This is a genomic window from Paenibacillus sp. SZ31, from assembly GCF_012912005.1.
Taxonomy (GTDB): Bacteria; Bacillota; Bacilli; order Paenibacillales; family Paenibacillaceae; genus Paenibacillus.
In genome coordinates, this window is record NZ_JABBEA010000003.1 from 12,551 (window position 1) to 36,240 (window position 23,690).

Sequence of the window (23,690 nt, forward strand, 5' to 3'; positions counted from 1 at the left end):
AAAGAGGATGTTATAATTATTTCGTTTCTGACAAGGAAAATATAAAATCTTTTAGTCCGTCCCGCCATGGGCGGAGATCTGTCAAGCCATTTGTCCGAATGGACATATGGTCCATCACTGAATTGACAGGCCTAGGAGCCGGTCTTGGAAACTGTTCGGTTGTGCAAGGTTCCAATTTTGTTTGAATGGATACCCCTCCGGTGGTTTGAGCCTCTTCAAATATAGCCTGAGTAAATTCATACCATGTGCAGGTACCACTATTGGAGGCATGGTATATTCCATACATTTCTGTTGCCATGAGTTCTATAAGGAACCCTGCCAAATCTACAGCATACGTAGGCGATCCTTTTTGATCATGGACAACCTGCAAATTTGGTTTTTCCTGGCCCAGCTTCAGCATCGTTTTAACAAAATTATTGCCGTAAAGGCCATACACCCATGACGTTCGTACAACAAACCATTTGGAGGACAACGATTGTACAAGCCATTCTCCAGCACGTTTGGATTTTCCATACACGCTTTGAGGGTTCGTTTCATCGTATTCCTGATAAGGATTTACCGAGTTGCCGTCAAATACATAATCCGTACTAATATATATAAGTTTAGCTCCGACTTTTTCTACCGCTACAGCAACATTGCGCGTTCCCACAGCATTCACCTTATACGCACCATCGATATCTGTCTGGGCTGCATCTACGGCCGTATATGCTGCACAATGTATGACCACTTCAGGATGAAATGAGGAAACGACTTCATTACACTGTACCTGATTGGTAATATCCATTTGATCCCGATCACAAGCAAGAACAGAATGTCCCTCATTCTCCAAAAGAAGAACGACATCACGTCCCAATTGTCCATTTGATCCCGTAACCAATACCTTCATTACTTATCGTCTCCCAATCGAGATCCATATTGCTTGGCGTAGTACTGTTGATACACCCCCGACTGAATGCGAGTCCACCATTCTTTGTTATCGAGATACCATTGAATGGTCTCCTTGATCCCCGTTTCAAATGTATACTGCGGTTGCCAGCCAAGTTCAGACATTGTTTTGGTCGGATCAATGCCGTATCTACGGTCATGCCCAAGTCGGTCTTGCACGTATTTGATTAAGGATTCTGGTTTACCAAGTTGCTCCAAAATAGTATTAACAATGTGTACGTTGGTTCGTTCGTTATTGCCACCGATGTTATATACCTCACCACTAATTCCCTGATGAATCACCAGGTCGATGGCGCTACAATGGTCTTCTACATAGAGCCAGTCTCTAATATTTAATCCATCTCCGTATACAGGCAAAGCCTCATCTGCTAGAGCACGTGAAATCATCAGCGGGATTAGTTTTTCAGGAAACTGATACGGACCGTAATTATTGGAACAACGCGTAATATTCACAGGCAGACCAAATGTCTCATGATACGCTCTCACAAGTAAATCTCCACCAGCCTTGGATGCCGAATAAGGGCTGTTGGGTTGCAATGGGGTTTCTTCAGTGAATAGACTAGTTGGACCAAGTGAGCCGTACACCTCATCCGTCGAAACCTGAACAAACTTGGAAATATTGTGTTTTTTAGCGGCTTCAAGCAGCGCTTGAGTACCATTCACATTCGTTCGCACGAAAACGTCTGGCTCCAGTATACTGCGATCCACATGAGATTCTGCCGCGAAGTTGACTAACACATCTATGCCTTGACCGATTAGACGATCCATCTCGGCAGCATCTGTTATATCAGCTTTGACAAAAGTATGACGCTGATTACGTTCAAGGGATTTCAAGTTTTCCAAATTGCCCGCATACGTGAGTGCATCCACATTAATAATTTCATAATCAGGATGCTGATCCAGCATGTACATCACAAAATTACTTCCAATAAAACCGGCCCCGCCGGTAACGAGTAGTTTCATAATTTTGAAACCTCCTAATTACTTCACTTCGAAATTAAAATTGATTTCCGCATCTTGAAGTAAAGGATGCCTTTGGTCCTTATCTGACAAAGTCGGACTAGATGTAGGCCAATCAATTCCAAGAGCCGGGTCACTCCATAATATGCCACGATCGTTCTCTGGGGAATAGTATTCGTCCACTTTGTACAAGACTTGGGTGTTTGGTACCAAAGTACAAAAGCCATGAGCGAATCCTTTGGGGACCAGTAACTGACAGTGATTATGTTCAGTCAGGATGAAGCCCTCCCACTGTCCAAAGGTGGGTGATCCTCGTCGAATATCCACGATAACATCGTAAATCGCACCGGAAATAACCCGAATTAACTTGGTTTGTGCTTTGGGATTAAGTTGGTAGTGCAATCCGCGCAACACACCGGGCTGAGCAGATAAGGATTGGTTATCCTGAATAAATTTGCAGTTGATTCCTTGTTGATTCATGAGCTGCTCATTGTAACTTTCCATAAAAAAACCCCGGTGATCCCCGTGAACCACCGGCTCAATTAAACAGGAGCCCATCAGCTTGGAAGGAGTGATTTTCAATTATTTTACCATCCCTTCTCTTCTATAACTTTAACTTCCCGAACTCGTCACCGAATACAATATCTCGCGCCAACTCATTGGCCCGTGCCAACGATGCGTGTGTACCTGCATCTGTCCACCAGCCTTTAAGAATATCGAAGGTAAGATTTCCTTGATCGATATATACATTGTTTACGTCTGTGATTTCCAATTCGCCTCTTGCAGAAGGCTTTAATGTTTTAATGATCTTGAAGACTTCGCTATCAAACATATATATGCCCGTTACCGCGTATTTGCTTTTGGGTATCTGCGGTTTTTCTTCAATGGATACGATGTGATCGCCTTGTAACTCGGGCACTCCGAAGCGATTAGGATCGTCGACTTCTTGTATTAATATTTTAGCTCCGGATTTTTGCTCGTGGAAACTGGACACATACTCTGTAATGTCGTCCTCGAACACGTTATCACCCAGGATAACCACTATTTGGTCATCGCCTGTAAATTGTTCTGCCAATCCAAGCGCTTGAGCTATTCCTCCTGCTTCATCTTGAACTCGATATGTGAATGCGACACCTATATCACTTCCGCTGCCAAGAAGATTAACGACGTCTCCCATATGTTCTTTGCCGGTAATCACCATAATGTCGGTAAGGCCAGCTTGACTCAATTTATATGCAGAATGGAAGATCATTGGATACTTTCCTACAGGAAGCAAGTGTTTATTAGTTACCTTGGTTAAAGGAAAAAGGCGGGATCCTGTCCCGCCAGCAAGAATTACAGCTTTCATGGCAACTCCCTCTTTACTTCAAATGAAATTTGTATGCAATAATTCTGAGATTTGTTTAGCTCTTTTCTCCCAGGTGTTCTGCTCTAAAAAATGAATAACTTTTTGTTGTGGAATCAATTCTAATTCGTGTTTTATTAAAGTACGAATCATTTCAACAAGCTCATGCACAGTTTCATATAATTGAACAAAGGGGAGAAATTTAATCATTTCCTCATAATTAATGCTTAATATAGGTTTCATAAAAAAGATGTATTCATACATTTTTACAGGGTCAACCGATCTAATTAAATCATTTAAAATAAATGGCATGATAAATGCATCAGCATACTCAGCATGAACTTTTAGCTGGTCATGCTCTATTAGCCCCAAGAACTCTAAACGGGGATGATTTGGAACATCCACTTCAATTGGACCTATAATAGTTACTTTCACTTCAGGAATTTCATTTAGAACTTGCAAAATCAAATCAAAGTCCATCCAATTACTCACGGTACCAAAATAGATTATATTGAAATGTCGATGAACAAAATCGGTTTTAATAGTACTTTCTTTCTCCATTAGACTGGTGTTCATTAAATAGGTGCTTATACCGTTATTTATAACGAAAACCTTTTTTGTCAAGCCATAGTTCTGTAGCAATTTTTCCTTTAAATAATTTGAAGAAGCGATAATCAAATCAGAATATTTAAGCAATTCTCTTTCCAATGACTGAAAGTATTTAAAATTGCTATCTTCGCAATAAAATTGTGTGAAGTCATCCATACAATCATACACTACTTTTTTTTGTTCTATAAGATGTTTAGGGATGAACTCCAATATTAAAGGTGAAGTAATCCATATAACATCATAATGATGAAGTTGCTTAAGAGATATTGAGTTAATAAATCGCTCACACCATTTCAAAGATTTAATCTTACCTGAATAGGGAAGCTTATTGATGTTCAACACCTGAGAATCCCGATAAACATTACGATTGTTGTGTACTCTCTTGGCAGTGTATAGCTTTCGTATAGGGAATAAATCTATGCTAAAATGCTTTGTTAGTTCCTCATATAAGAAATGGGGACGTTGTTTAATCCAGTCCCACTCCACATGCATTATATAGGCAATTCTGAAATTCACTAATATTCACCTACTAAGTATAAAGGATAGGATGAATATTGCTCATCCAGTCATCTTCAAACAGATTATTGAAATATTCAATAGACTGAAGCATAACCTTTTCATGTGCTTCATAAAATTTGATTATATTTTTAATTTTCTGGAAAATATCAGCATAATCTCCCTTTGTGAATAGATAATCCTCATTGAATTGAACTAACTGTGCATGGGCTTCATTATAAAATAATAAAACAGGGATTCCTGAATACATTGCTTCAGCTGCAGATAAGGCAAAGCTCTCAAAGTGGGATGCTGACAGAAAAAGACCTTTATTTTCCCTGATCATCTTCATAATAGAAGATGTCTTCTCGAAGCTGATTTGAGGAAGGTAAACATATTTCTCCATCAGGTGATATTTCCTTAACAATCGTTCAAAATTGATTTCATGCTCTATGATATCTCCTACAAAAAATATCATTAAGTCATCTTGAACTTCATCGTTGTATTGAGAAACAATCCTCATAACTTCTTCCACATTTTTCAAAGTGTCTAGTCTACCCAAATAAAATACAGGTGTTCTAGTATAACGTATAGGGGATTGATGAATTTCATTTATATTATATCCAATGTCATTTGATAATCTGAAAACTTTAGGTTTAAACTCTGTAGAAACCTCATTGGCTATAGTCTGGACCATAGAGTTAGAAGGAGCTATGATGCCTTGAATATTTGATGGTACATCTTTTAAATATTCTCTATTTTTTCTATAAGAAGTGTGACATTCAACAAATAACTTTTTTGGATTAATATCACTAATAACTTCTGGGGTATCGATAACAAAGAAAAGATCATACTCGTTATGATTGATTTGATCAACAATATCAAATCTTTCTTTATAATAATGCTGATTGATATTTTTTTTAATTTGCTCATATGCAGGTCCTTTTTGAAGAAAACAAATACTAACAGAGAGATCTTTGTACATATCTAATAATTTTAGAGCCCTGGTTAGCATAACTCTCTCGACTCCGCCCATAGTCGCCCACTTGTACAAGAATAAAATTTTTTTTTTCATAAACGATACATATTAGCATAAAATGCATTTTCTATATCTGAATAAATCATCTTAACCAGCCTTTCATAGTTACCTTCGTTTGCCATCATATCTATTGTAAATATGTCTGACCTCAACTTTTGCAATTCTCGAGAAAATATATCCGAATCCGTTATAATAATATCAGAAGACAATGCAACATCTAGTCTAATGCTATTTTTCACAAAATCTGTTGATAAAATATAATAAAAAGAAAACCCTCTAGCTCGTAAAAATGTAGTTTCACTAAACTTTAACAATGTATCGTCAGTGAATATAAGTTTTCTTATTTTATAACTCGTATCTTTCAAGAAATTTTCTGAGTATAATATTAATTTAGGAATTACGAAAACATTCGGCATAATCTCTTTGAAAAGATCCTTATGAAACCAATTGTCGGTTAAAAGTAAAACTATAACTTGTCCTCTGCCTAAAAATTTCGCTAAATGAAAATCACTTGTTTTAAATTTGGATATAGACTTTCCAATAATAGTGAGATAATCAATTTTTCTCAGCTTTATTTCATTATAAAAGTCATTTTCTTTAGATTTAAACATCTTGAATAACATCTTATCTTTTCCATGAATATACTTACTTTTAATTCGTCTAAATGTGCCTTTAGCTCCGTATGCCCTAAAGGCATGTGTGATCTTATATACCATCTATCCCTCTCTTTTCAATGAATTTTTCACAAGGAGAACTTATAATGACAATTAAACTCACTAGAAATATAAAAAAATTCATTTCAGCAAATTGGAAAACAAAAATGCAATATCTAAGGAAGTTATACATTAAACTCCCCTTTGTAAGACACATTAGCAAAAAAATGCTCAAACGACGTACTATTAGTGCATTAAAATTTTTTGATCACTCTGTTAGTGATTCAGTTATCTTTATGTTTTCTGGGACCCACTATATAAAGAACTTCGAAGGAAACAGGCCTATACATCTCACTAGAGAATTTCTTAACAAGGGGCATAATGTTTTCTTTTCATATTGGCGATGGGACCAAGACGAAAAGCTACCACCATCAATTAATCCAATGTTATTCCAGTCACCTATTGATTTAACTATAGAAAATTTGGACCTAATAATCAAATATCCGCTTAGTCAATTAAATAAAATCTTCATCATTTCATTCCCTCACCCCTCGTGTGCTAGAATTTTAACAACTCTAAAGTCACATGGATGGAGGATTGTTTATGATATAAGAGATGATTGGGAAGAATTCCACAAAGTTGGACAGGCTATCTGGTATGATAAAAATATTGAATATACAATTTTAAAAGAAGCTCATAGCGTATTAGCAGTATCTCAAGTTTTAGCTAACAAGTTACAGCCATTCTCTACAACGAGAATTAAACTAAGTCCTAACGCTCTTTCGCCTAGCTTTGCTCAATTGGACATCAAAAGCAGACATAATATCAGAAAAGACAATATTATTGGATATATTGGTCACTTAACCGAGTCGTGGTTTGATTGGAGCGCTTTTTTAAAGCTCGCCAAAAGAAATCCAAATTGGAGTTTTGAAATAGTTGGGCATTCATTCCCTGAAGATATTAACTTGCCTGGTAATGTGAAATATCTAGGTTTCAAAAATCATGATGAAATAATCCAAATAACTATGAATTGGAAAGCAGCAATCATTCCTTTTAAAACATCGCCTTTGGCCGATGCGGTAGATCCCATTAAAGTATATGAATACCTAGCCTTAAGATTGCCAGTTGTATCATTTAGAATGCCTCAGATTGAAAAGTATCCATACGTTTATGTATCTCATAATCTTGAAGAATTCGAAATAAATCTGAGGAGAGCATTGCAAATATCCCCCAACGAAAATGTGATTAAAACTTTCCTGGGCCATAACCTATGGATGTATCGAGCCGAACAATTTCTAAAATAAATAACAAGAACCGCCCCCCGTGGAACGGTTCTTTCAAAAAAATAAGATATTAATCCTTTAACAATCGGATTGATCCTGTATTAATTCACTTGAAAACTTGGAAATACGTAAAACTCGTTTTCTCCACCACAGGTTCTTAAATAATACATCATTGTATAATTACCTGCCGTTTTGAATTTGTAACTAAATACCCCAGTATTATCAATATAAATAGATTCTTGAGCTCCACCATCTTTATATATAAGCCATTGAAATTTAACGTCACCGAAGTATTCATAATCCACATAAAAAGTATATGTTAAATCATCATCTTTCTTATAACTGTTCTCTTTTATCCTTAAACCATAATTAACAGCATGTTCTATAGCATAATCCTCACAGCTACTTTTGATTTCAATAGAACCAACGATATTCATCTTTCTCTGAAATAACGGGCTTCTAATATATGACTTAACCCAAAACTTGGTGTTTTTTTCCGATATATCAAAAAAGCATTTGTTTTCTTTCATGTATACTGTCTTATAAGCCTCTCTTTTAGTTTCTGCATTGATTAGATACCAAGCATATTCTACACCTTCTGGAACAACTGACTCGTTAATAAAAGAGAATCCATTTTTTTCTTTTTGAATTTTGACTTTTGTCAAATCCATCTTTCTTCTCTCTTCAAGAAAAATTTCATATTTCTTTTCATTTGTTGAGAAACTTAACTTGTTTGAACTAAGATTAAAATTAAGATTTTCAATCCCCTCAACATTTCCATGTTCATCCTCTATGGTAATAAGAGTCATATAATTGCAATTATAACCTTCTACATCAAACTTAATGCATTTTGAAGATTCAATATGATTAAAACCTCTAGATAAATAACCATATTCACTACTATTAAAATCTCCTTCATAAAATTCCGACTGAGTGCCACTTAATAATTGCTTTATTCTTACAAAAAATCCTGAAGATCCAACAGAAATTAAAACCTCATTTTGAGAACTACTCACTATTTCTGTGTTTAATCCCAAATGATAGAATTGAGAATAAACATGTTTATCATTAGAAGTAATGTTATCATATAACAATATTGCATTTTTCAAAGAATAAAAATGCCTATCGATTTGAACTCCAGGATAAATATCATTGAATCCTAATACATAATCATATGCATCATTTTTTTCGGTTTTTAGCAAACCTGTTTTATAACTATTTTCATCAGTAGTAGAGTAACTTTTATTATCTACTACAATTGTGTTATGGGCCATTGAAGAGGTTAAATATGCTCGGAATTTATCGCCCCACATGTAGTTATACCAACCTGGATCAATAAAGACATCTTCGCCTTTAGTATATAAAACAAAAGATAGATCATCGCTATGTTTATGACTTCTTGTAACATATCCTGCTTTAAACAACATCCATGTAGATTCGTGAAAAAATTTCTTTTCCCAATGTTCTCTGAATATATAATACCCGGATTTTTTATAAAACCTGGAGTTAAATCTAGGTTTCTCTCCTGAAGCACCGACAGTAGCAGCATAGGTTAATCTTGGATTGTTAAAAAGTGTACCATCCGAACTTAATTTCAAATATCCGCCTAAACCACCGTCAGTATCCCCTAATTCTGCCATCTTCCGATTAGGCTTTAACACATATGTCATGAATTCAGCCGCTTGTAATATTTCATCATAGAGATTTTTCCCGAACTCATCTCCAAAAAATTGCAAGAACTCGGAAATATGTTTAAACAAATTCATAACTACTGCCTGATATCCAGGCGAATTTTCCACATGCACATATTCAGAGTTAAAAGCGAATATTTTTTGCTCCATAACTCTTAATTTTGCTTTTTCTATCCATTCCTTGTGATCTTCTAATAAAAATGCTATATATAATAAAGCTCTATCTTGGAAAATACCATGATTATTTTTCTTAAAGTAATACTTATCATTGGACAAGTACTCTCCATGCTTACACAATAATCCAGTTATAATATTGTAATTTTTTCTGTTTAACATACCTGCTTCCTGTAGAGCAAAAGTGAATAAGATCAAGTTTTCTGCTCTCAATGCTGTTGTATGATCATTCCAAGTATAGGGATTTGTAATAGAGATATCACTTTCTTCATAGTTAATCCAACTTATTAAGATATCAATCCCTAATTCGAGATTTCTTCTCCAATCCTTTGCTTTATCTAAAAGGCAGGGTACTGTCAATGGAACCAACATACTTAGGGCTTGAAAATGCATTTGGAATGAGTTAGGCGATTTCTCAACTTGAATTCCCCAATCAATATTCTTTATATCAAAAAAATTTTGCGAAAAAATGAACCTATTGCTAATTAGGTTGTATATAATTAATTCACCTTTTTTTATCTTCTCAGCATTACTAATAAACAAATCTAATTCATTTGATCTCATAGTTTCTTGTCCTAAATTAAACTCGTTGATTGAATATCCAAGTTTTAATTTTGCCCTGCTTTGAAACATGTTCCCACTCTCCTTTTAAACTAAAGCCTCCAATTCAAGATTAAGAGCTCTAATGTCATTAACAATGTGATTGTACACTTTCAAATACTTGGGGTGCCATGCTTTTATAATTATATTGCGGTCTTTATCTTCAACTGAAAGAAGCATGTGATCTGTTGTTCCATTGATTCTGTGCAATATTTCAAGGCTTAAATCTATTAAGTCATTATTTGTTCTTGCAAATTTCAAACAAAAATTATAAATATAGAGAATGATTTTTTCTCTGTCTTCAAATGCCTTTAGATTGAATGTTTGGGTGGCTGAAAGGTTGTCGTTGTTTTGCCGAATGGTTCGATATAGAACAATACAATTTGTAATAACTATTTTATTTGCGTAAAACCATGTCTCCAGTGTAAATGGAATATCTTCATGATAGACGCCTTCCATAAAGGTAATTTTGTTTTTTAAGAAAAGACTTCGTTTGAACATTTGATGGGTAGCACTTCCACAATAAAATTTATTAGGTGGTATTTTTCTTAAATTAGAATACGGAATTTTTAGAAACTCATTAATCTTTTTTTCTATATAATTGACAGGAGTCAAATCCCCATCAATTCCTTTTTCGTACATTTTCCCTAAGACTACATCAGCATTTGAACACTTGATTGTTTCGTACATCCTCCGCAAAGCATCTAATGGATAACTATCGTCCGAATCTAGAAATGTAATATACTCCCCTCGAGCCTTCTTTAGTCCAGAATTCCTCGCTGCTCCGACTCCCTTATTAATGGAATGGTTAACTACTTCGAAACGTTCGTCTTTGCCTACGAATTCTTCAATTATAAATTTTGAATTATCAGGGGAACAATCATTCACAACTACAACTTGAATATCTGTAAGTGTTTGTGTAAGTAAGGAGTTCAAACATACTCTTAAATATTCCTCTGTCTTGTATACGGGCACTATTACTGTTACTACGGGATCCATCTTTTACCCCCATTCATTTTGGGTTATATATTTGTAATAAATTGTTTTTAGGTTGGGGGTTAATCATGATTTCTTTAAGAACTATTTGTGACAAACCAGACAACTCAATAGAAAATTTATAATAATGAGCCCCTTCTTTTATTCTTATAGATGTGCAACCTTTTGTTAATAGTTGATAACCACCCAACCCCTGATCATTCTGATCAAAAAAAGTACAAATGATTCTGGCTTTCCCTTGAATTAAAGCATTCAAATATACCACAATGATTTCATCATTAAGCTCATTTAACATGAATTTTCTTTTTAGGTGAATCGTTGTAGGAGAAGCTGAATCCTTTAGTGTGAATATTCCTGTATCATTGTCCGTTGTTACAGATTTACCTACTTTCCCTGGAATAGATCTAACAATATTGAACAGCTCTTCATTTGATAAGGATTGTTCATAGCTGTAATATAACTCTGAAGTTTCTATTAAAATACTTAATTTATTTATATCTTCTAAAGACACTCCTTGATGTAATGAAATGTCATCAACTGTCTCACAAATATTGAGAGTGTAGTTCTCACAGAAATTGAAGGGGTCTACGGATAAACAGGTCACTCCTTCAAGAGTGCTATTCCCTTCGTTATTACTCTGGTTAAAGCCAACACTCTTTTTGAATTGGGCATTAACAATTGAACGGTCAGTTCGAAGAGAAGTTGTTAATGTATACTTTTTCCGAGCATTTTTCAGTCTAACTTCCAGTTGGTCATAGTAATAATAACTGCCTTTTCCAATAACCGTTGCAGTCGGCTCGTATTTCAAGGATAAGACCAAATCTGTCAAAAAATGATCTCCGTAGTAGTTGGCAACATCAAAATACGAAACAAAATCTAATCCGTCTAGAAAATTTTCTGTCATATTCTTTATATTTCCAACTTCTATAGGACATTCATAATTTTGCAAATTCCGATTTATAACTTGATCATTTTCAGAAAACAAATATAATTTTTTCGAATTATATCTTTGTCTTTTGAAACTCTTATTTATATATTCATATTCCTCCATGTTATTAATGACACTGTATACTCCAATAGAAGGATCTTCATTAGAGTTTTTTTTCTTAAACACAAGCTGATAGATAAAACCGACACGTTCTTTGTACGTATGCTCTTTCAAAACTTTTCGCAATGCTAATAATCTAGTTTTATCAAAGAGAAGCTCATTGCTCGATAAGTTCTCTAATTTCTCTCCAAAGCTTTTTTTGTTATCGAAATATACTATTAGGTCTCCAAACAAATGTCTTAACCCCAAACACTCATTGCTTAAAACCAAGGTATTACAAGATATTAGTTCAAAAGCTCGCCGGGCTTGCATCGTTGATGAATGTTTCACTATATTCAAGGTTATGCCAAACTTATAGCTTTTATATGCTATATCAACCTGATCAGGAGGAAGTGTTCCTACAATATATTTCTGGTACTTTCTAGGATAGGTGTACTCAGGATTGTCCGGATAAGGATTACGATCATATATATCAATTTTCCATTCTTTTTCATCTATTAGATCGACAATATCTTCAAAATCTTTTTTCCTCTCCTCTCTCTTATTATAATAAGAGCCCGCGAAACATATTCCATCAGTTCTCTCATACTTTTCAAGCGGGGAGTACATCTGTACGGAAGAAGCAAAAGGCATACAAAATACTTGATCGTGACCCAATAGCCTCTTGTAAAGAGGTACACAATCAAAATCTGTTGTAAGAACATAATCAAAATGCGATGCTATATGCAAAAAGGTTGTAAAGTGTACTGGATCTTCTTTGTTCCAAAATACTGTTGGGATTTCCCTTTGTTTACACCAATTCATAAGTCTTAGAAAATCCTCACTAGGGGATGGCAATAATTTACCTCTCCATGTCCCCTTATAACCATTCCAAATCGATTCCACAAATAGAATATCTGGTTCAAACTCCTCAATTTCTTCTTTCCACTTTACGGCATTTAAATTCAAAAAATCACATTCATACGGGAAAAAATTCTCACTTAATTCATCCAACATACCAGCTATTCGCACAGTGAATGTTTTTTTTGTTTCCTTCACATTTCTCATAACTCCAATTCTCCATCCCTCTCTTTATCTTTTTAATAATTTTTTCACAAGTTTCTTAAAAGTAAATTTAATTCCATACACCGCATAAAAATATGCTAACTTTTTTGTAATGAACATGAATTTCGACAATAATCCTTTAGATGACAAATTCACCGGGAATGGAAGATAGGAGCTAGATTGAATTGAATTAGCTGTATTAGTTTTCACAACAGCTTTCTTTCCTGAATAAGAACCCGCTTGTTCTAACAACTTTATTGAGAGTGTGTCCAATCTATTTTTCAATTCTCTATTTTGGCTTCGGACTTTTAACAACTCCATTACAATTTCATTACTTTCCCTCTCTAACACTCACTCCCCTCCTTTAAAACTAATTGCATTTATTTTCGTTCTTAATGCATTAGTAGCAGCTCCGCCTAGAACATAAGAACTAAAACCTGCTTCAGTCCATTTTTCTAAGTCTAAAATGTTGCGTGTATCGAGTACTATATTTCCCTTCATTAGGTTTCTCATCTCTTTTGAATCTACTTCTTTGAACTCCCTATGATCAGTCAAAACCAAGATTGCGTGAGCACCCTTCACGGTGTCCTCTAGATTTTCCTCTTTATTCGGGAATTTTTCACCCACATGAGGATCAAAAACACTCAATTGGAAGCCAACTTTCAAAAGTTGACTAACAACAGTCACCGCGGGACTCTCTCGGATATCATCAATGTTCCCTTTAAAAGATAGCCCTAAAATGGCGATTTTAGCTTCTGCCGGAAAAGGAAACATTGATTTCAGCTTTTGCACCACAAAACTTGGCATACTATCATTAATCTCACGCGAAGTATGGATAAGTTTTGCTATAGTAGGAGCAGACTCATATATAAACCATGGATCGACAGCAATACAATGTCCCCCTACGCCTGGGCCTGGCTTATGAATATTAACTCTCGGGTGGCAATTAGCCAGTTCTATGGCATCCCAAACATTAAAGCCCACATTTTCTGCAATTTTTGCCATCTCATTCGCAAATGCAATATTGACATCACGATAGGTATTTTCCATTAATTTGACCATCTCTGCTGTGGTAGCATCCGTTAAATGAATAGTGCCTTTAACAAATTTCCTGTATAGTTCAGCCGTCCTCTCGGAAGAAATTGTGTTAACCCCCCCAACAATTCGATCATTGTAAACCAATTCTTCAAGAAGGTTTCCAGGAAGAACCCTCTCCGGAGAATGAGATATGTACAGATCTTCTTTAACATTTAATCGGGTTTGCTCAAGAAGGGGCATCATTACATCTTCAACTGTTCTAGGAGGTACAGTTGATTCAAGGATTATTAAATTATTTTTCTTAATGTAAGGAAGTATGGATTGTGTCGCTTGAACTACATAATCCAAATTTGCACTTTTGTCAGCTTTAATCGGGGTAGGTACGGAAATGATGAAAGCATCAGCAGGCTGAGCTATCGTTCCGAAACTCAGTCTGCCACTATCCATAACTTCATCCAACATTTCTTGAAGCCCCGGTTCTTCGATATGAATATTACCTAATGCTAACCCTTTGATAACTTCTGTATTGATATCAACGCCGTGAACTTCTACATTGTGTTTAGCAAACATAATTGCAGTGGGCAATCCGATATATCCCAAACCAATGACACATAATTTCATTGTAATTCTCCTCACATTCCATCTTTTCATCTACATATTAAAGCATTATATCATGAATTCCGACAAAATTTATGGCAACCTCAAGAAGGACAGATATCTCCTAAATTAGGTTTCATTTGCTCTAAATTGTAGATCTATAATGAATGTGTTAACATAAACGAGGCACTATGATAATCATCTTTTTTACGATTGAATATATTAAGGAGCAAATTATGCGAGGATATTGGGATAATTTTCTGAAGTATAAAGATTTAATGATTGAACTCACAAAAAAAGACATTACCCTCAAATATAGAAACTCTTTTCTTGGGATTATTTGGAGCGTGCTAAATCCCCTTCTTTTTATGCTTGTGTTAGTTATCATTTTTCAGGAATTCTTTTCTAGCGATATCGAATACTTTGCTGTTTACGTTTTGATTGGAAGACTGATATATTCTTGCTTCTCTGAAACGACTAACTTCGCTATGCAATCCATTGTTTCAAATGGAGGCCTAATTAAAAAAGTTTACGTTCCTAAGTATTTCTTTCCAATTTCTAGAGTGACATCTTCCTTTATCACCTCAATGCTGGCTATGATTTCATTGATTCCTGTCATGCTTCTAAGTGGATTGAATATTTCACTACAAAGTATCTACATTATTTTACCTTTATTTTATCTTTTACTAATTTCCCTGGGGATAGGATTAATATTAGCCACTATCTACACTTTCTTTAGGGATCTGCAACATCTTTATTCACTCGCATTAGTTATCATTATGTATACATCAGCCATATTTTATCCTGCTAGCATTATACCTGAACGCTATATGCCCATCATCCGATTTAACCCGATCTTTGATATTATTGAAATGAGCAGAAACATCTTGATATATGGCATACTTCCTTCTCTTCAAACGAATTTATTCTGTTTAATTTATGGAATGGTCGTTTTTCTGTTAGGTTTAGGGATATTCTACAAAAAACAGGATAAATTTATATTCTATTTATAAGGATGGAGAGTTTCATATGAACGAAATAGCCATCAGAGTCGATAACGTCTCCATGAAATACAGGCTACTCAGTGGAAAAATGAATTCATTGAAGGAATTTTTCATACACAGTTTGCAGAAAAAAATAAAATATGATGAGTTCTCAGCACTCGAAAAAATCAGCTTTCAAGTTAATAAAGGAGAAGTGTTTGGAATTCTAGGTTTAAATGGTGCAGGAAAAAGTACATTGTTAAAGATTATTGCCGGTATTCTTAAACCCACTTCGGGAACTGTAGAAAGAAATGGTTGTGTTGTCCCTTTGCTGGAGCTTGGAGGGGGCTTCAATCCTGAACTTTCCGGAGTGGAGAATATTTATTTAAATGGAATGTTACTCGGGTACTCTAAGAAGTTCATTAAAGAAAAAATGGATGAAATTATTGAATTTTCGGAATTAGAAAAGTTCATTCATACACCAATTAAAAACTATTCTTCCGGGATGAAGGCACGACTTGGATTCTCTATAGCCACTTTGGTAAAACCGGAAATTTTGATCGTAGATGAAGTACTGTCTGTAGGAGATCATAAATTCAAAGAAAAATCGGAGGCAAAGATGAAGTCGCTTATGGGATCCGGAGTAACAGTCCTATTTGTATCCCATTCTATCAATCAAATGAAAACAATGTGTGACCGTGCTTTGTGGCTTGAAGATGGAAAGATACGTGAAATGGGACCAGCTGAAGATGTCTGTAATCTTTATCAATCCAATTAAAATGTGATTAGTTTTCTTCTATAAGCGACCCTCCTGCAAATTAAAGCGAGAGAGTCGCTATTTTTCTGTCTATTTTTTGGTATCTGCTTAATATCTGTTTCTCTTCTCTTAGTATTCTTACTGAGTTGGTCAAAAACTGCGATTGTATGCTAAAATATTGTCGTATCTACAAACAAAGGAGACTCACACCTTGTCGAATCCAGTATACGGAAAAACAAAAAAGACGTCGAGCAAGGCCAGCGCAGGTTTGGCTTCACCGCTCCCATGGACTCTCTCCATAGGACTTATCTTATTTTTACTCTGGTCCTCGTTCCAAGTTGCGTTATTTAACGGACAATTACTTCAATTTGAGGGACCCATTTATTGGGCGCTCATGATTACAACCTTCCTGTTCATCATATGGACTTTGGTCTACTACAAAACTATCACACTAGACTCCCAACGAGATTGGCTTAAATTGGTCGTTATTCTACTGCCAATTACCTACATGCTATCGCTTATTAATGCAGCCTCTAATTACTTAGCAATTAACATGATCTTGATTCAGTGCATTTATGCAATGTTGTTCGTCATGACGATGTACCTGCTCCAGAACAAACAAATCAATCATGTCATACAATCTTCCTTAATAGGACTTGCATATATAATTGTCGGGTTTGGTCTATTGAATTGGCTAGGAGCCTTCAGTTTTACGGGTAAGTTAGTCGGTTGGTTCTCTTCAGGCGTAGTTAATGGGGTATACAACCAAGCGATCTGGAATGATGCCAATGGTCCTCGGCTTGCTTCCGTATTCCAGTACCCGAATACATATGCAGCATTTCTGATGGCGTTTCTGTTCATTAGTATCTTTACCCTAATTCGCACCAAAAAGGTGTACATGCAGTTGGTCCATAGTTTCATGCTTGTTCCTATCTTGCTGTCGCTGTTGCTTACACTGTCGCGGACAGGTCTTGTGATGATGCCAATCGTTTTCGTCGTCATCCTGTTGTTGCTTAAACCAGTAAAACAGATCTTATGGTTCATTTATCTTGCCATTTCGGGAATTGGTACGATTGCCATCCTAAATCCAGTCAATACCGCTGGACTTGAATTGCAGCAACAGTTCTCTACTGGACTTGCAGTCAAAGGTTGGATCTACTTGATTGCCGTATCCATTATAGTAGCAATCATCATCTGGGCTATTCAACGTTGGATCTCGCCCAAGTTAGAAACAAAGCTCCAAGCTTGGGGTAAACGCAAAGGTGCAAGCCTGTTGATTCCGCTAGGCTCCATGCTGCTCGCCATTATAGTAGCAGTGCTGCTGTTGGGTACCAGTGTTCGTAACATTTTGCCTGACAGCATTAGTACGCGTCTAGAAAACATCAACTTCCAACAGCACAGTGTTCTGGAACGAATCACCTTCTACAAAGATGCCGCCAAAGTTATTTCAGACTACCCTTTGATTGGAGCAGGCGGTGGAGCTTGGACTGCACTATATGAAAAATATCAAAATAATCCTTACGTAAGCGCACAGGCGCATAACTTCTTCATGCAGAAGTTTGTTGAAGTCGGTCTTATCGGATTTATAGTATTGATGATATTTATACTCTACATTTTTTATCAATTCGTTCGCAGCTATTTGAGAAAAACTGAAGATGAGAGAGACTCTCATTTTGTTTATTTCATTTTGTCGATGACTATTCTGATATTGAGCCTCCTCGATTTTAACATGAGTTATGTCTTCATTGGTATGCTAGTGTTTATCGGGTTTGGTGGTATGGCAGCAGCGATCGAACCACGACCTGTTCGACGTTTAAAAGTAGGACCTAGTACAGCTAGAGGAATCTATACCACGATTGCTGGATTGACTGTAATCTTGCTATTAATTGTATCTGTTCGCTTTTTACAAGCGAATCAATATGCGATTGCAGCCAAAGAAGTAACGCAAACAAGCCAATCTTTTGAAGAAATTAAGGCTGCGTTGGATAAAGACTTGGCCATTCGGAGTACACACTCTGATTCTCTATTGACGCTATCTGCGCTCTATCAACAAGGTTTCGAACAGACGCAAGATGACCTATTCTACACTGCAGGTGTAAGTCTTCTAGAAAAAGCACTACAAGCAGAGCCGTTCAACAAAAGTATGGTTAAACAGTTGATTCAACTCTATGAGCTAAAAGACCATAATGAGCAAGCCTACAATCTCCAAAAAGATTATGCGGACAACTATATCTGGGACATGGATTGGTATGAAATACTTATTAGCCGTTCGTTCGATCTAGGATATCAGGCACTTGGACAAGGAGTTGTGGCAAAAAAGGAATCTTATTTCTCTTCAGGTTTGGAGGCTTATCAACACGTTGTTGAGGGAGTAGAACATCTAAAAACTCTACCCGAAGGGCAGCTTCAAGGAAAGCCATTCGAACTTACTTCAACAATGATTCTGAATGCAGGGAAAATGAAGTATATGTCGAACGACGCAGCAGGAGCTGCTTCTATCCTTAAGGGTGGGATTGCAGAGGATCTGACCGATGCTACCAACCGTGAAATCGCTCGTTGGTACCTTGCCGCTCTAACTAAGGAGGGGCAACAAGATCAAGCTATATATGATAAGCTTATCGCTGTCGCACCTAACGAAGCAGACGAGATAAAACAGATAGCAGCACTGAATTTCTAATATCAAAATGCACTAGTGTTCCTCTATAATTCCATACAAAAAAGGTTTGCCCTCATCAAAGGGCAAACCTTTTTTTGTGATCTACTTCGTTAGGAATATGTTTAGTTTGATGCCGTTATCTTCTTTAAATACGCCAACAAATCATCACGCAGATCCGGACGCTGAAGTGCGTAATGTATGGACGTTTCAATGAAGCCCAGCTTCTCGCCAACATCATGACGCAATCCATCAAAGTGATAAGCAAGAATTTGCCGTTGTTCATTCAATCGGGACAATGCATCCGTGAGTTGGATTTCTCCCCCGACGCCAGCAGATTGTTGACCTAGTATCTCAAAGATATCCGGTGTAAGAATGTATCGTCCCATAATAGCCAGGTTGGATGGCGAATCCTCAGTCTTCGGTTTCTCTATTAAGCGACGGGCGCGAAAGACACGTTCATCAGTACGGGTCAGTAACTCCCCGTCCACTATCCCATAGCGGGATACCTCGGACCAATCAACAGGCTGTACTCCAACAATAGGAGATTGCAGCTCATCGTAGACTTCGATCATCTGCTTCAGGCAGGGATGATCTGCTTCCACAATGTCGTCCCCTAACAGGACAGCAAAAGGCTCGTTGCCGATAAACTTGCGTGCACACCAGATGGCGTGACCAAGTCCCTTAGGTTCCTTTTGACGGATATAATGGATATCTGCCATCTCGGAGGGTTTGCGTACTTCGTTGAGCAAGTCCCACTTCTGTTTACCAGCCAGATTTTGTTCTAACTCGAATGAATAGTCGAAGTGATCTTCAATGGCCCGTTTCCCTTTCCCCGTCACAATAATGATATCTTCAATGCCAGAAGCTACGGCTTCTTCAATAATGTACTGGATCGTCGGCTTGTCCACGATAGGTAACATTTCTTTCGGCATCGCCTTAGTGGCGGGCAGAAACCGGGTACCCAGCCCCGCAGCTGGAATAATCGCTTTGCGAATACGCAAACGAATCCCTCCTTTTAATAGATACATAGTTTAATATATTTAATGATTTTGAGTGCTAGGATGCTTGGACTTCATTATACCATCAACAATTCGCGGATATCCTGTTCGGATAAGGTCGTCGATCCTCCGTCTCCCGGTTCGATCACTTCGGCAATTAAGTCCTTCTTCCGCTGCTGGAGTTCCAAAATCTTCTCTTCGATCGTACCTTCGGTAACCAAGCGGATGACTTGCACCACTTGTTTCTGTCCCATGCGATGGGCACGGCCAATTGCCTGTTCTTCCACGGCGGGATTCCACCACAGATCATATAATATAACGGTATCTGCACCCGTTAAGTTTAGTCCGGTACCTCCAGCTTTCAGAGAGATTAAGAACAGTTCAGCTTCGCCCTCATTAAATCTGCTGCACATCTCGACACGGCTCTGTGCAGGGGTCTGACCATCGAGGTAAAACAGGTTTCTCCCCTGTGCCGCGAGCGTCTGGCGAATCAGGTTCAACATGCTCGCAAATTGGGAGAAGATAAGAATACGTTTGCCTGAAGCCAAACAATCCTCGACCGTTTCAAGCAACTGTTCCATTTTCCCAGAATCGCCTTGATATCCTTCGACAAAGAGGGCCGGATGACAACACAACTGACGCAAACGCGTGATGCCAGCCAGAATTTTGATGCGATTCTTCTGGAATCCGTTATCCTCCATGTCCTTCGATGCTTCATCCTGAAGCTGGGAAAGGTATGCGGCGTACAATTTCTTCTGTTCAACCGTAAGCTCTGACCGCTGTACTGTTTCAATGCGATCAGGCAATTCTTCCAGCACATCCTTCTTCAGGCGACGCAGAATAAATGGACGCACCATCCGCGAGATCCGTTCCGGAGGAAGGTCGCGGAATCTTCTGTAACTTGGAAACAATCCAGGGAATACGGCTTCGAAAATGGACCATAATTCATCCAGCGAGTTCTCCACAGGTGTACCTGTGAGCGCAAAACGGCGCGGGGCCTGAATCTGTTTGACTGCCTGCGCGGTTTGGGAAGAAGCATTTTTGATCGCCTGAGCCTCATCCAGAATGAGCGTATGGAATGTTCGGCCAAGGTACGTGTCTAGATCCCGGCGTAACAAAGGATACGACGTCACAATCACATCTGCCTCATCCATACCTGAAAGCATGCTGGCTCGCTCTTCTTTCTGACCGGCTGCGATCAGGACTTTCAGGTGCGGGGCGAACCGCGTAAACTCATTAGCCCAGTTATAGGTAAGCGAGGCAGGCGCCACGACAAGAACTGGAGGATGAATGACCTTCGTTCGGATCGTCAGTCCATCCTGCTGCATCGTAGACCATAAGCCAGCCGTATTCTCTGAAGCCATCTTATCCAATGGGAGTCCCGTTTCGGGATCGATGCCGGCAGAAGCCAACGTCTCACCGTCCCATAATGATCCACTCTCCCTGTATTTATCACCGCCCGTATGGTCCATGTTGTACTCAGGCTTCTCCTGAAGCACCGCTGTGATATACGCGATGCTTTGCAATGTTTTGCCAAGTCCCATATCATCTGCAAGAATGCCGCCAAAACGATAATAAGCGAGGGTGCGCAGCCACTGGTATCCGCTGTTCTGATAATCCCGCAGGATGGGGGCCAGTGTCTCTGACAGTGTAAAATCCATCCGTTCGGGATCACGCAGATCATCAAGGAAACGTTTCAGGGAGCCTCCCCACTTCACATTTCCGGAAACCTCATCCCTGCCTGGCAATTGTAACGCCCGAACAGCTGGCAGCCGAATATGGCTACTCTTGATGTCATCTGCTCCAAGTCCGAGTGAATCGGCCATGTGAGCGAAGCTGTCTGCACCTTCATTTTCAAGCGAGAGAAAGACACCGCTCTTGAGACGGAAATACGGTTTCTTTTCCACAATGCGGCGCATGAGTTCCTGAAGCTCCTGCTCATCCACACCTTCCATCTCGAATGAAATCTCAAGCCAGTCCAGCCCTCTCCCCAAATCTGCCCGGACTTTCGGCTGTGTTGAGTAGGATTGCACCATGGCTTTTACGGCGCTAGGCATATAGATCTCCACCTGCTTCTCTAGCTCAGGCAGCATATGATACATGACATCATAGATGGCATCTTCCCGTTCACTAGCCCAGACACTACCATCCCTTTCGAGAAAGGATCGATCAAGCCGTTCAATCAGATTCCGCTCTTTGTATCGGTCACGCACCAAAATAACCTTTTTCTCTTCTTCATCTATCAAGTACTCTGCAAGCGGATTAATAACCATGACCTCATAGTCAAATTCCAGACGCGCTGTAATACGTTCACGATAGAAGTCGATGTACAGCTTCGGTGAAAGTTCCGGTTCCGCGATCTGTTCACGCACCTGTGAATCAATCGACAGATGTCCAAGCGTACGCAGTTCTGGCACGACATGCTGAACAAACTCATCCACCTGCTGGGTCGAAATATCGATGCTTTCCTTGATCCCATATGAGGTGAGCGCCCCACTCAAGTCCTCCAGACTTCGCATCTGCATCGGCTCCAACATATGCAACTGTCCTTCCACCACGGCGGCATCATAAGCAGGAAGAAGAATCAGCTCACGCAGTCCGGAAATTTCAAGCTGATATCCTTCATTCGCTCCCTGGGCGATCCGGTAAAATAAAGGAAGTACCCCTTCCCCTAGTGTGAGTGGCCCATTGGCAAATCCCGTGCCCTCCATCCGACTGTCGGCCTGTAGTAGTAATTCCAGCAATGGCTTCCATACGAGCGGAGCAATCAGTATATCCCGTCCATCCGAAGCTCCCAGATAACCGGAGATGGATTGGCGATAGGCCTCCTCACTCTGCCTCATTCGAATAAGCATCGAGAGAATGGCCTGATCCTGCGGTGTGAAAACATGCATCAATGGATCATAGTGGAACAGCTTGGTAAATGACATTGGCTCGCCCTTCTCGATACAGTTCAGGAATTGCTTCACTTTCTGCACCACATACAGACGTTTGTTACCCACTTTCAATTCAAGAGCAAGTTTCCCACCACCCTTGTGAACCTGTGTCAGCTTACATATAAACTGAACTTGCAACTCTTCCCGCAAGGAGGATCGGCTGACAGGAGCAGTGTATTTACGGTCATTTCCATGCAGCGGTCTCCGATCCTTGGCAAACATGGACAGAATCTGATCCGCCGTACGGTAAGAAGGTTTATCTGCCGAGCGGCCCCAACCCGAAGCTGAGCTTGGGCGACCTGCTTGGGAGAATGGAGACGCCATGGGTTTCGAAGCAGCGTCAAGATGCTGTCCTGAATTGAAAGATGAATCGGGACGCTCCCAATGACTTTCCTCGATCAGTGTACCCACTTTGGAAATAGAGCCTGAACCAGAGGTAGCACCCCGCCGGGAATCTAATTGAGATGATTCTTTCGCCTCATGGTCTCCCAGCTCTTCCACCCGTTCGTGGATTGCCAGCAGTACAGCCGCGACATGCTTGCAATAGTCATAATAGTTACCGTAAGCTGGACAGTTGCAAGTTGCTTCAATCTCTCCCACATCATCCAAGTCTACCGTTACTTTGTATCTTTTGGTTCCTCGAACCACAGCATCGTAATGACACTTATCCTCACTAACGACCATATTGGTAACTCTTCCAGATAATTTATAATCTTCGCCACGCTTGAATGCCGTGACCCCGCACAGCAATTTGATATCCATCATGGTGAATGACGCCACTTGTCTAACCCTCCTTATCCCTACTGCCTTGACGAAGACTTGTTAAAGTCTGAATTGAAGTCA

General features: G+C 38.6%; 18 protein-coding genes. 4 read left to right on the forward strand and 14 right to left on the reverse strand.

The window, feature by feature from the left end; all coding sequences use genetic code 11:
- Nucleotides 1-16 precede the first annotated feature (16 nt).
- From rfbD to HF638_RS07680, 7 genes are read right to left on the reverse strand one after another with little or no spacing between them, the layout of a single operon-like run.
- Nucleotides 17-886, reverse strand: coding sequence for a dTDP-4-dehydrorhamnose reductase (gene rfbD, locus HF638_RS07650; protein ID WP_169479696.1), 870 nt, complete (start codon nucleotides 884-886; stop codon nucleotides 17-19).
- Entirely contained in the window at nucleotides 886-1,908 is a 1,023-nt protein-coding gene (rfbB, locus tag HF638_RS07655; RefSeq protein WP_169479697.1) for a dTDP-glucose 4,6-dehydratase, read from the reverse strand. Before rfbB ends, rfbD begins: the two co-directional genes overlap by 1 nt.
- An 18-nt stretch (nucleotides 1,909-1,926) precedes the next feature.
- A complete protein-coding gene (gene rfbC / locus HF638_RS07660) occupies nucleotides 1,927-2,487 on the reverse strand; it encodes a dTDP-4-dehydrorhamnose 3,5-epimerase (protein ID WP_169479698.1) in 561 nt (186 codons plus the stop codon).
- A gap of 22 nt (nucleotides 2,488-2,509) precedes the next feature.
- Nucleotides 2,510-3,253, reverse strand: a complete 744-nt coding sequence (locus tag HF638_RS07665) for a sugar phosphate nucleotidyltransferase (RefSeq protein ID WP_169479699.1) — start codon at nucleotides 3,251-3,253, stop codon at nucleotides 2,510-2,512.
- Between the two features lie 18 nt (nucleotides 3,254-3,271).
- Entirely contained in the window at nucleotides 3,272-4,375 is a 1,104-nt protein-coding gene (locus HF638_RS07670) for a glycosyltransferase (protein WP_169479700.1), read from the reverse strand.
- A gap of 13 nt (nucleotides 4,376-4,388) precedes the next feature.
- The gene (locus HF638_RS07675) at nucleotides 4,389-5,390 is read right to left on the reverse strand and encodes a glycosyltransferase (protein ID WP_169479701.1); all 1,002 of its coding nucleotides are present in this window, start codon (nucleotides 5,388-5,390) and stop codon (nucleotides 4,389-4,391) included.
- Between the two features lie 35 nt (nucleotides 5,391-5,425).
- Nucleotides 5,426-6,109 (reverse strand): hypothetical protein, encoded by a 684-nt coding sequence (locus HF638_RS07680; RefSeq protein WP_169479702.1) that lies wholly within the window; start codon nucleotides 6,107-6,109, stop codon nucleotides 5,426-5,428.
- A 44-nt stretch (nucleotides 6,110-6,153) separates the two neighbouring features.
- Here HF638_RS07680 and HF638_RS07685 point away from each other — a divergent pair, with 44 nt between their 5' ends.
- Nucleotides 6,154-7,350: a glycosyltransferase family protein gene (locus tag HF638_RS07685; protein WP_169479703.1), complete on the forward strand. Its 1,197-nt coding sequence runs from the start codon at nucleotides 6,154-6,156 to the stop codon at nucleotides 7,348-7,350.
- Between the two features lie 80 nt (nucleotides 7,351-7,430).
- On the opposite strand, the gene HF638_RS07690 is transcribed toward HF638_RS07685, so the two are convergent.
- From HF638_RS07690 to HF638_RS07710, 5 genes are read right to left on the reverse strand one after another with little or no spacing between them, the layout of a single operon-like run.
- Complete coding sequence (locus tag HF638_RS07690; protein WP_169479704.1) at nucleotides 7,431-9,827, reverse strand: heparinase II/III family protein; 2,397 nt, start codon at nucleotides 9,825-9,827, stop codon at nucleotides 7,431-7,433.
- Nucleotides 9,828-9,842: 15 nt separating this feature from the next.
- Entirely contained in the window at nucleotides 9,843-10,793 is a 951-nt protein-coding gene (locus HF638_RS07695) for a glycosyltransferase family 2 protein (RefSeq protein ID WP_169479705.1), read from the reverse strand.
- A gap of 13 nt (nucleotides 10,794-10,806) precedes the next feature.
- Nucleotides 10,807-12,885, reverse strand: a complete 2,079-nt coding sequence (locus HF638_RS07700; protein WP_169479706.1) for a CgeB family protein — start codon at nucleotides 12,883-12,885, stop codon at nucleotides 10,807-10,809.
- 24 nt (nucleotides 12,886-12,909) lie between these two features.
- Nucleotides 12,910-13,233 (reverse strand): hypothetical protein, encoded by a 324-nt coding sequence (locus tag HF638_RS07705; RefSeq protein ID WP_169479707.1) that lies wholly within the window; start codon nucleotides 13,231-13,233, stop codon nucleotides 12,910-12,912.
- On the reverse strand, nucleotides 13,234-14,547 hold the full coding sequence (locus HF638_RS07710) for a nucleotide sugar dehydrogenase (RefSeq protein ID WP_169480024.1): 1,314 nt from the start codon (nucleotides 14,545-14,547) through the stop codon (nucleotides 13,234-13,236).
- 206 nt (nucleotides 14,548-14,753) lie between these two features.
- On the opposite strand from HF638_RS07710, the gene HF638_RS07715 reads away from it, so the two are divergent.
- The 3 genes from HF638_RS07715 to HF638_RS07725 all read left to right on the forward strand — a co-directional run bounded on the left by HF638_RS07715 (nucleotide 14,754) and on the right by HF638_RS07725 (nucleotide 18,934).
- Nucleotides 14,754-15,530 (forward strand): ABC transporter permease, encoded by a 777-nt coding sequence (locus HF638_RS07715; protein ID WP_169479708.1) that lies wholly within the window; start codon nucleotides 14,754-14,756, stop codon nucleotides 15,528-15,530.
- 16 nt (nucleotides 15,531-15,546) lie between these two features.
- The gene (locus HF638_RS07720; protein ID WP_169479709.1) at nucleotides 15,547-16,278 is read left to right on the forward strand and encodes an ABC transporter ATP-binding protein; all 732 of its coding nucleotides are present in this window, start codon (nucleotides 15,547-15,549) and stop codon (nucleotides 16,276-16,278) included.
- 190 nt (nucleotides 16,279-16,468) lie between these two features.
- Nucleotides 16,469-18,934 carry an O-antigen ligase family protein gene (locus tag HF638_RS07725; protein WP_169479710.1) on the forward strand — a complete coding sequence of 822 codons (2,466 nt, stop codon included), beginning with the start codon at nucleotides 16,469-16,471 and terminating at the stop codon, nucleotides 18,932-18,934.
- Between the two features lie 101 nt (nucleotides 18,935-19,035).
- Here the strand turns inward: HF638_RS07725 and galU are convergent, their stop codons facing one another.
- Entirely contained in the window at nucleotides 19,036-19,914 is an 879-nt protein-coding gene (gene galU / locus HF638_RS07730) for a UTP--glucose-1-phosphate uridylyltransferase GalU (protein WP_169479711.1), read from the reverse strand.
- A gap of 74 nt (nucleotides 19,915-19,988) precedes the next feature.
- Entirely contained in the window at nucleotides 19,989-23,627 is a 3,639-nt protein-coding gene (locus tag HF638_RS07735; protein ID WP_169479712.1) for an SNF2 helicase associated domain-containing protein, read from the reverse strand.
- Between the last annotated feature and the right edge of the window lie 63 nt (nucleotides 23,628-23,690).

Coding starts and splice junctions, on each gene's coding strand:
- rfbD (WP_169479696.1), bottom strand. CDS start 886: ATGAAGGTATTGGTTACGGGATCAAATGGACAATTGGGACGTGATGTC.
- rfbB (WP_169479697.1), bottom strand. CDS start 1,908: ATGAAACTACTCGTTACCGGCGGGGCCGGTTTTATTGGAAGTAATTTT.
- HF638_RS07665 (WP_169479699.1), bottom strand. CDS start 3,253: ATGAAAGCTGTAATTCTTGCTGGCGGGACAGGATCCCGCCTTTTTCCT.
- HF638_RS07675 (WP_169479701.1), bottom strand. CDS start 5,390: ATGGGCGGAGTCGAGAGAGTTATGCTAACCAGGGCTCTAAAATTATTA.
- HF638_RS07680 (WP_169479702.1), bottom strand. CDS start 6,109: ATGGTATATAAGATCACACATGCCTTTAGGGCATACGGAGCTAAAGGC.
- HF638_RS07685 (WP_169479703.1), top strand. CDS start 6,154: ATGACAATTAAACTCACTAGAAATATAAAAAAATTCATTTCAGCAAAT.
- HF638_RS07690 (WP_169479704.1), bottom strand. CDS start 9,827: ATGTTTCAAAGCAGGGCAAAATTAAAACTTGGATATTCAATCAACGAG.
- HF638_RS07695 (WP_169479705.1), bottom strand. CDS start 10,793: ATGGATCCCGTAGTAACAGTAATAGTGCCCGTATACAAGACAGAGGAA.
- HF638_RS07700 (WP_169479706.1), bottom strand. CDS start 12,885: ATGAGAAATGTGAAGGAAACAAAAAAAACATTCACTGTGCGAATAGCT.
- HF638_RS07715 (WP_169479708.1), top strand. CDS start 14,754: ATGCGAGGATATTGGGATAATTTTCTGAAGTATAAAGATTTAATGATT.
- HF638_RS07720 (WP_169479709.1), top strand. CDS start 15,547: ATGAACGAAATAGCCATCAGAGTCGATAACGTCTCCATGAAATACAGG.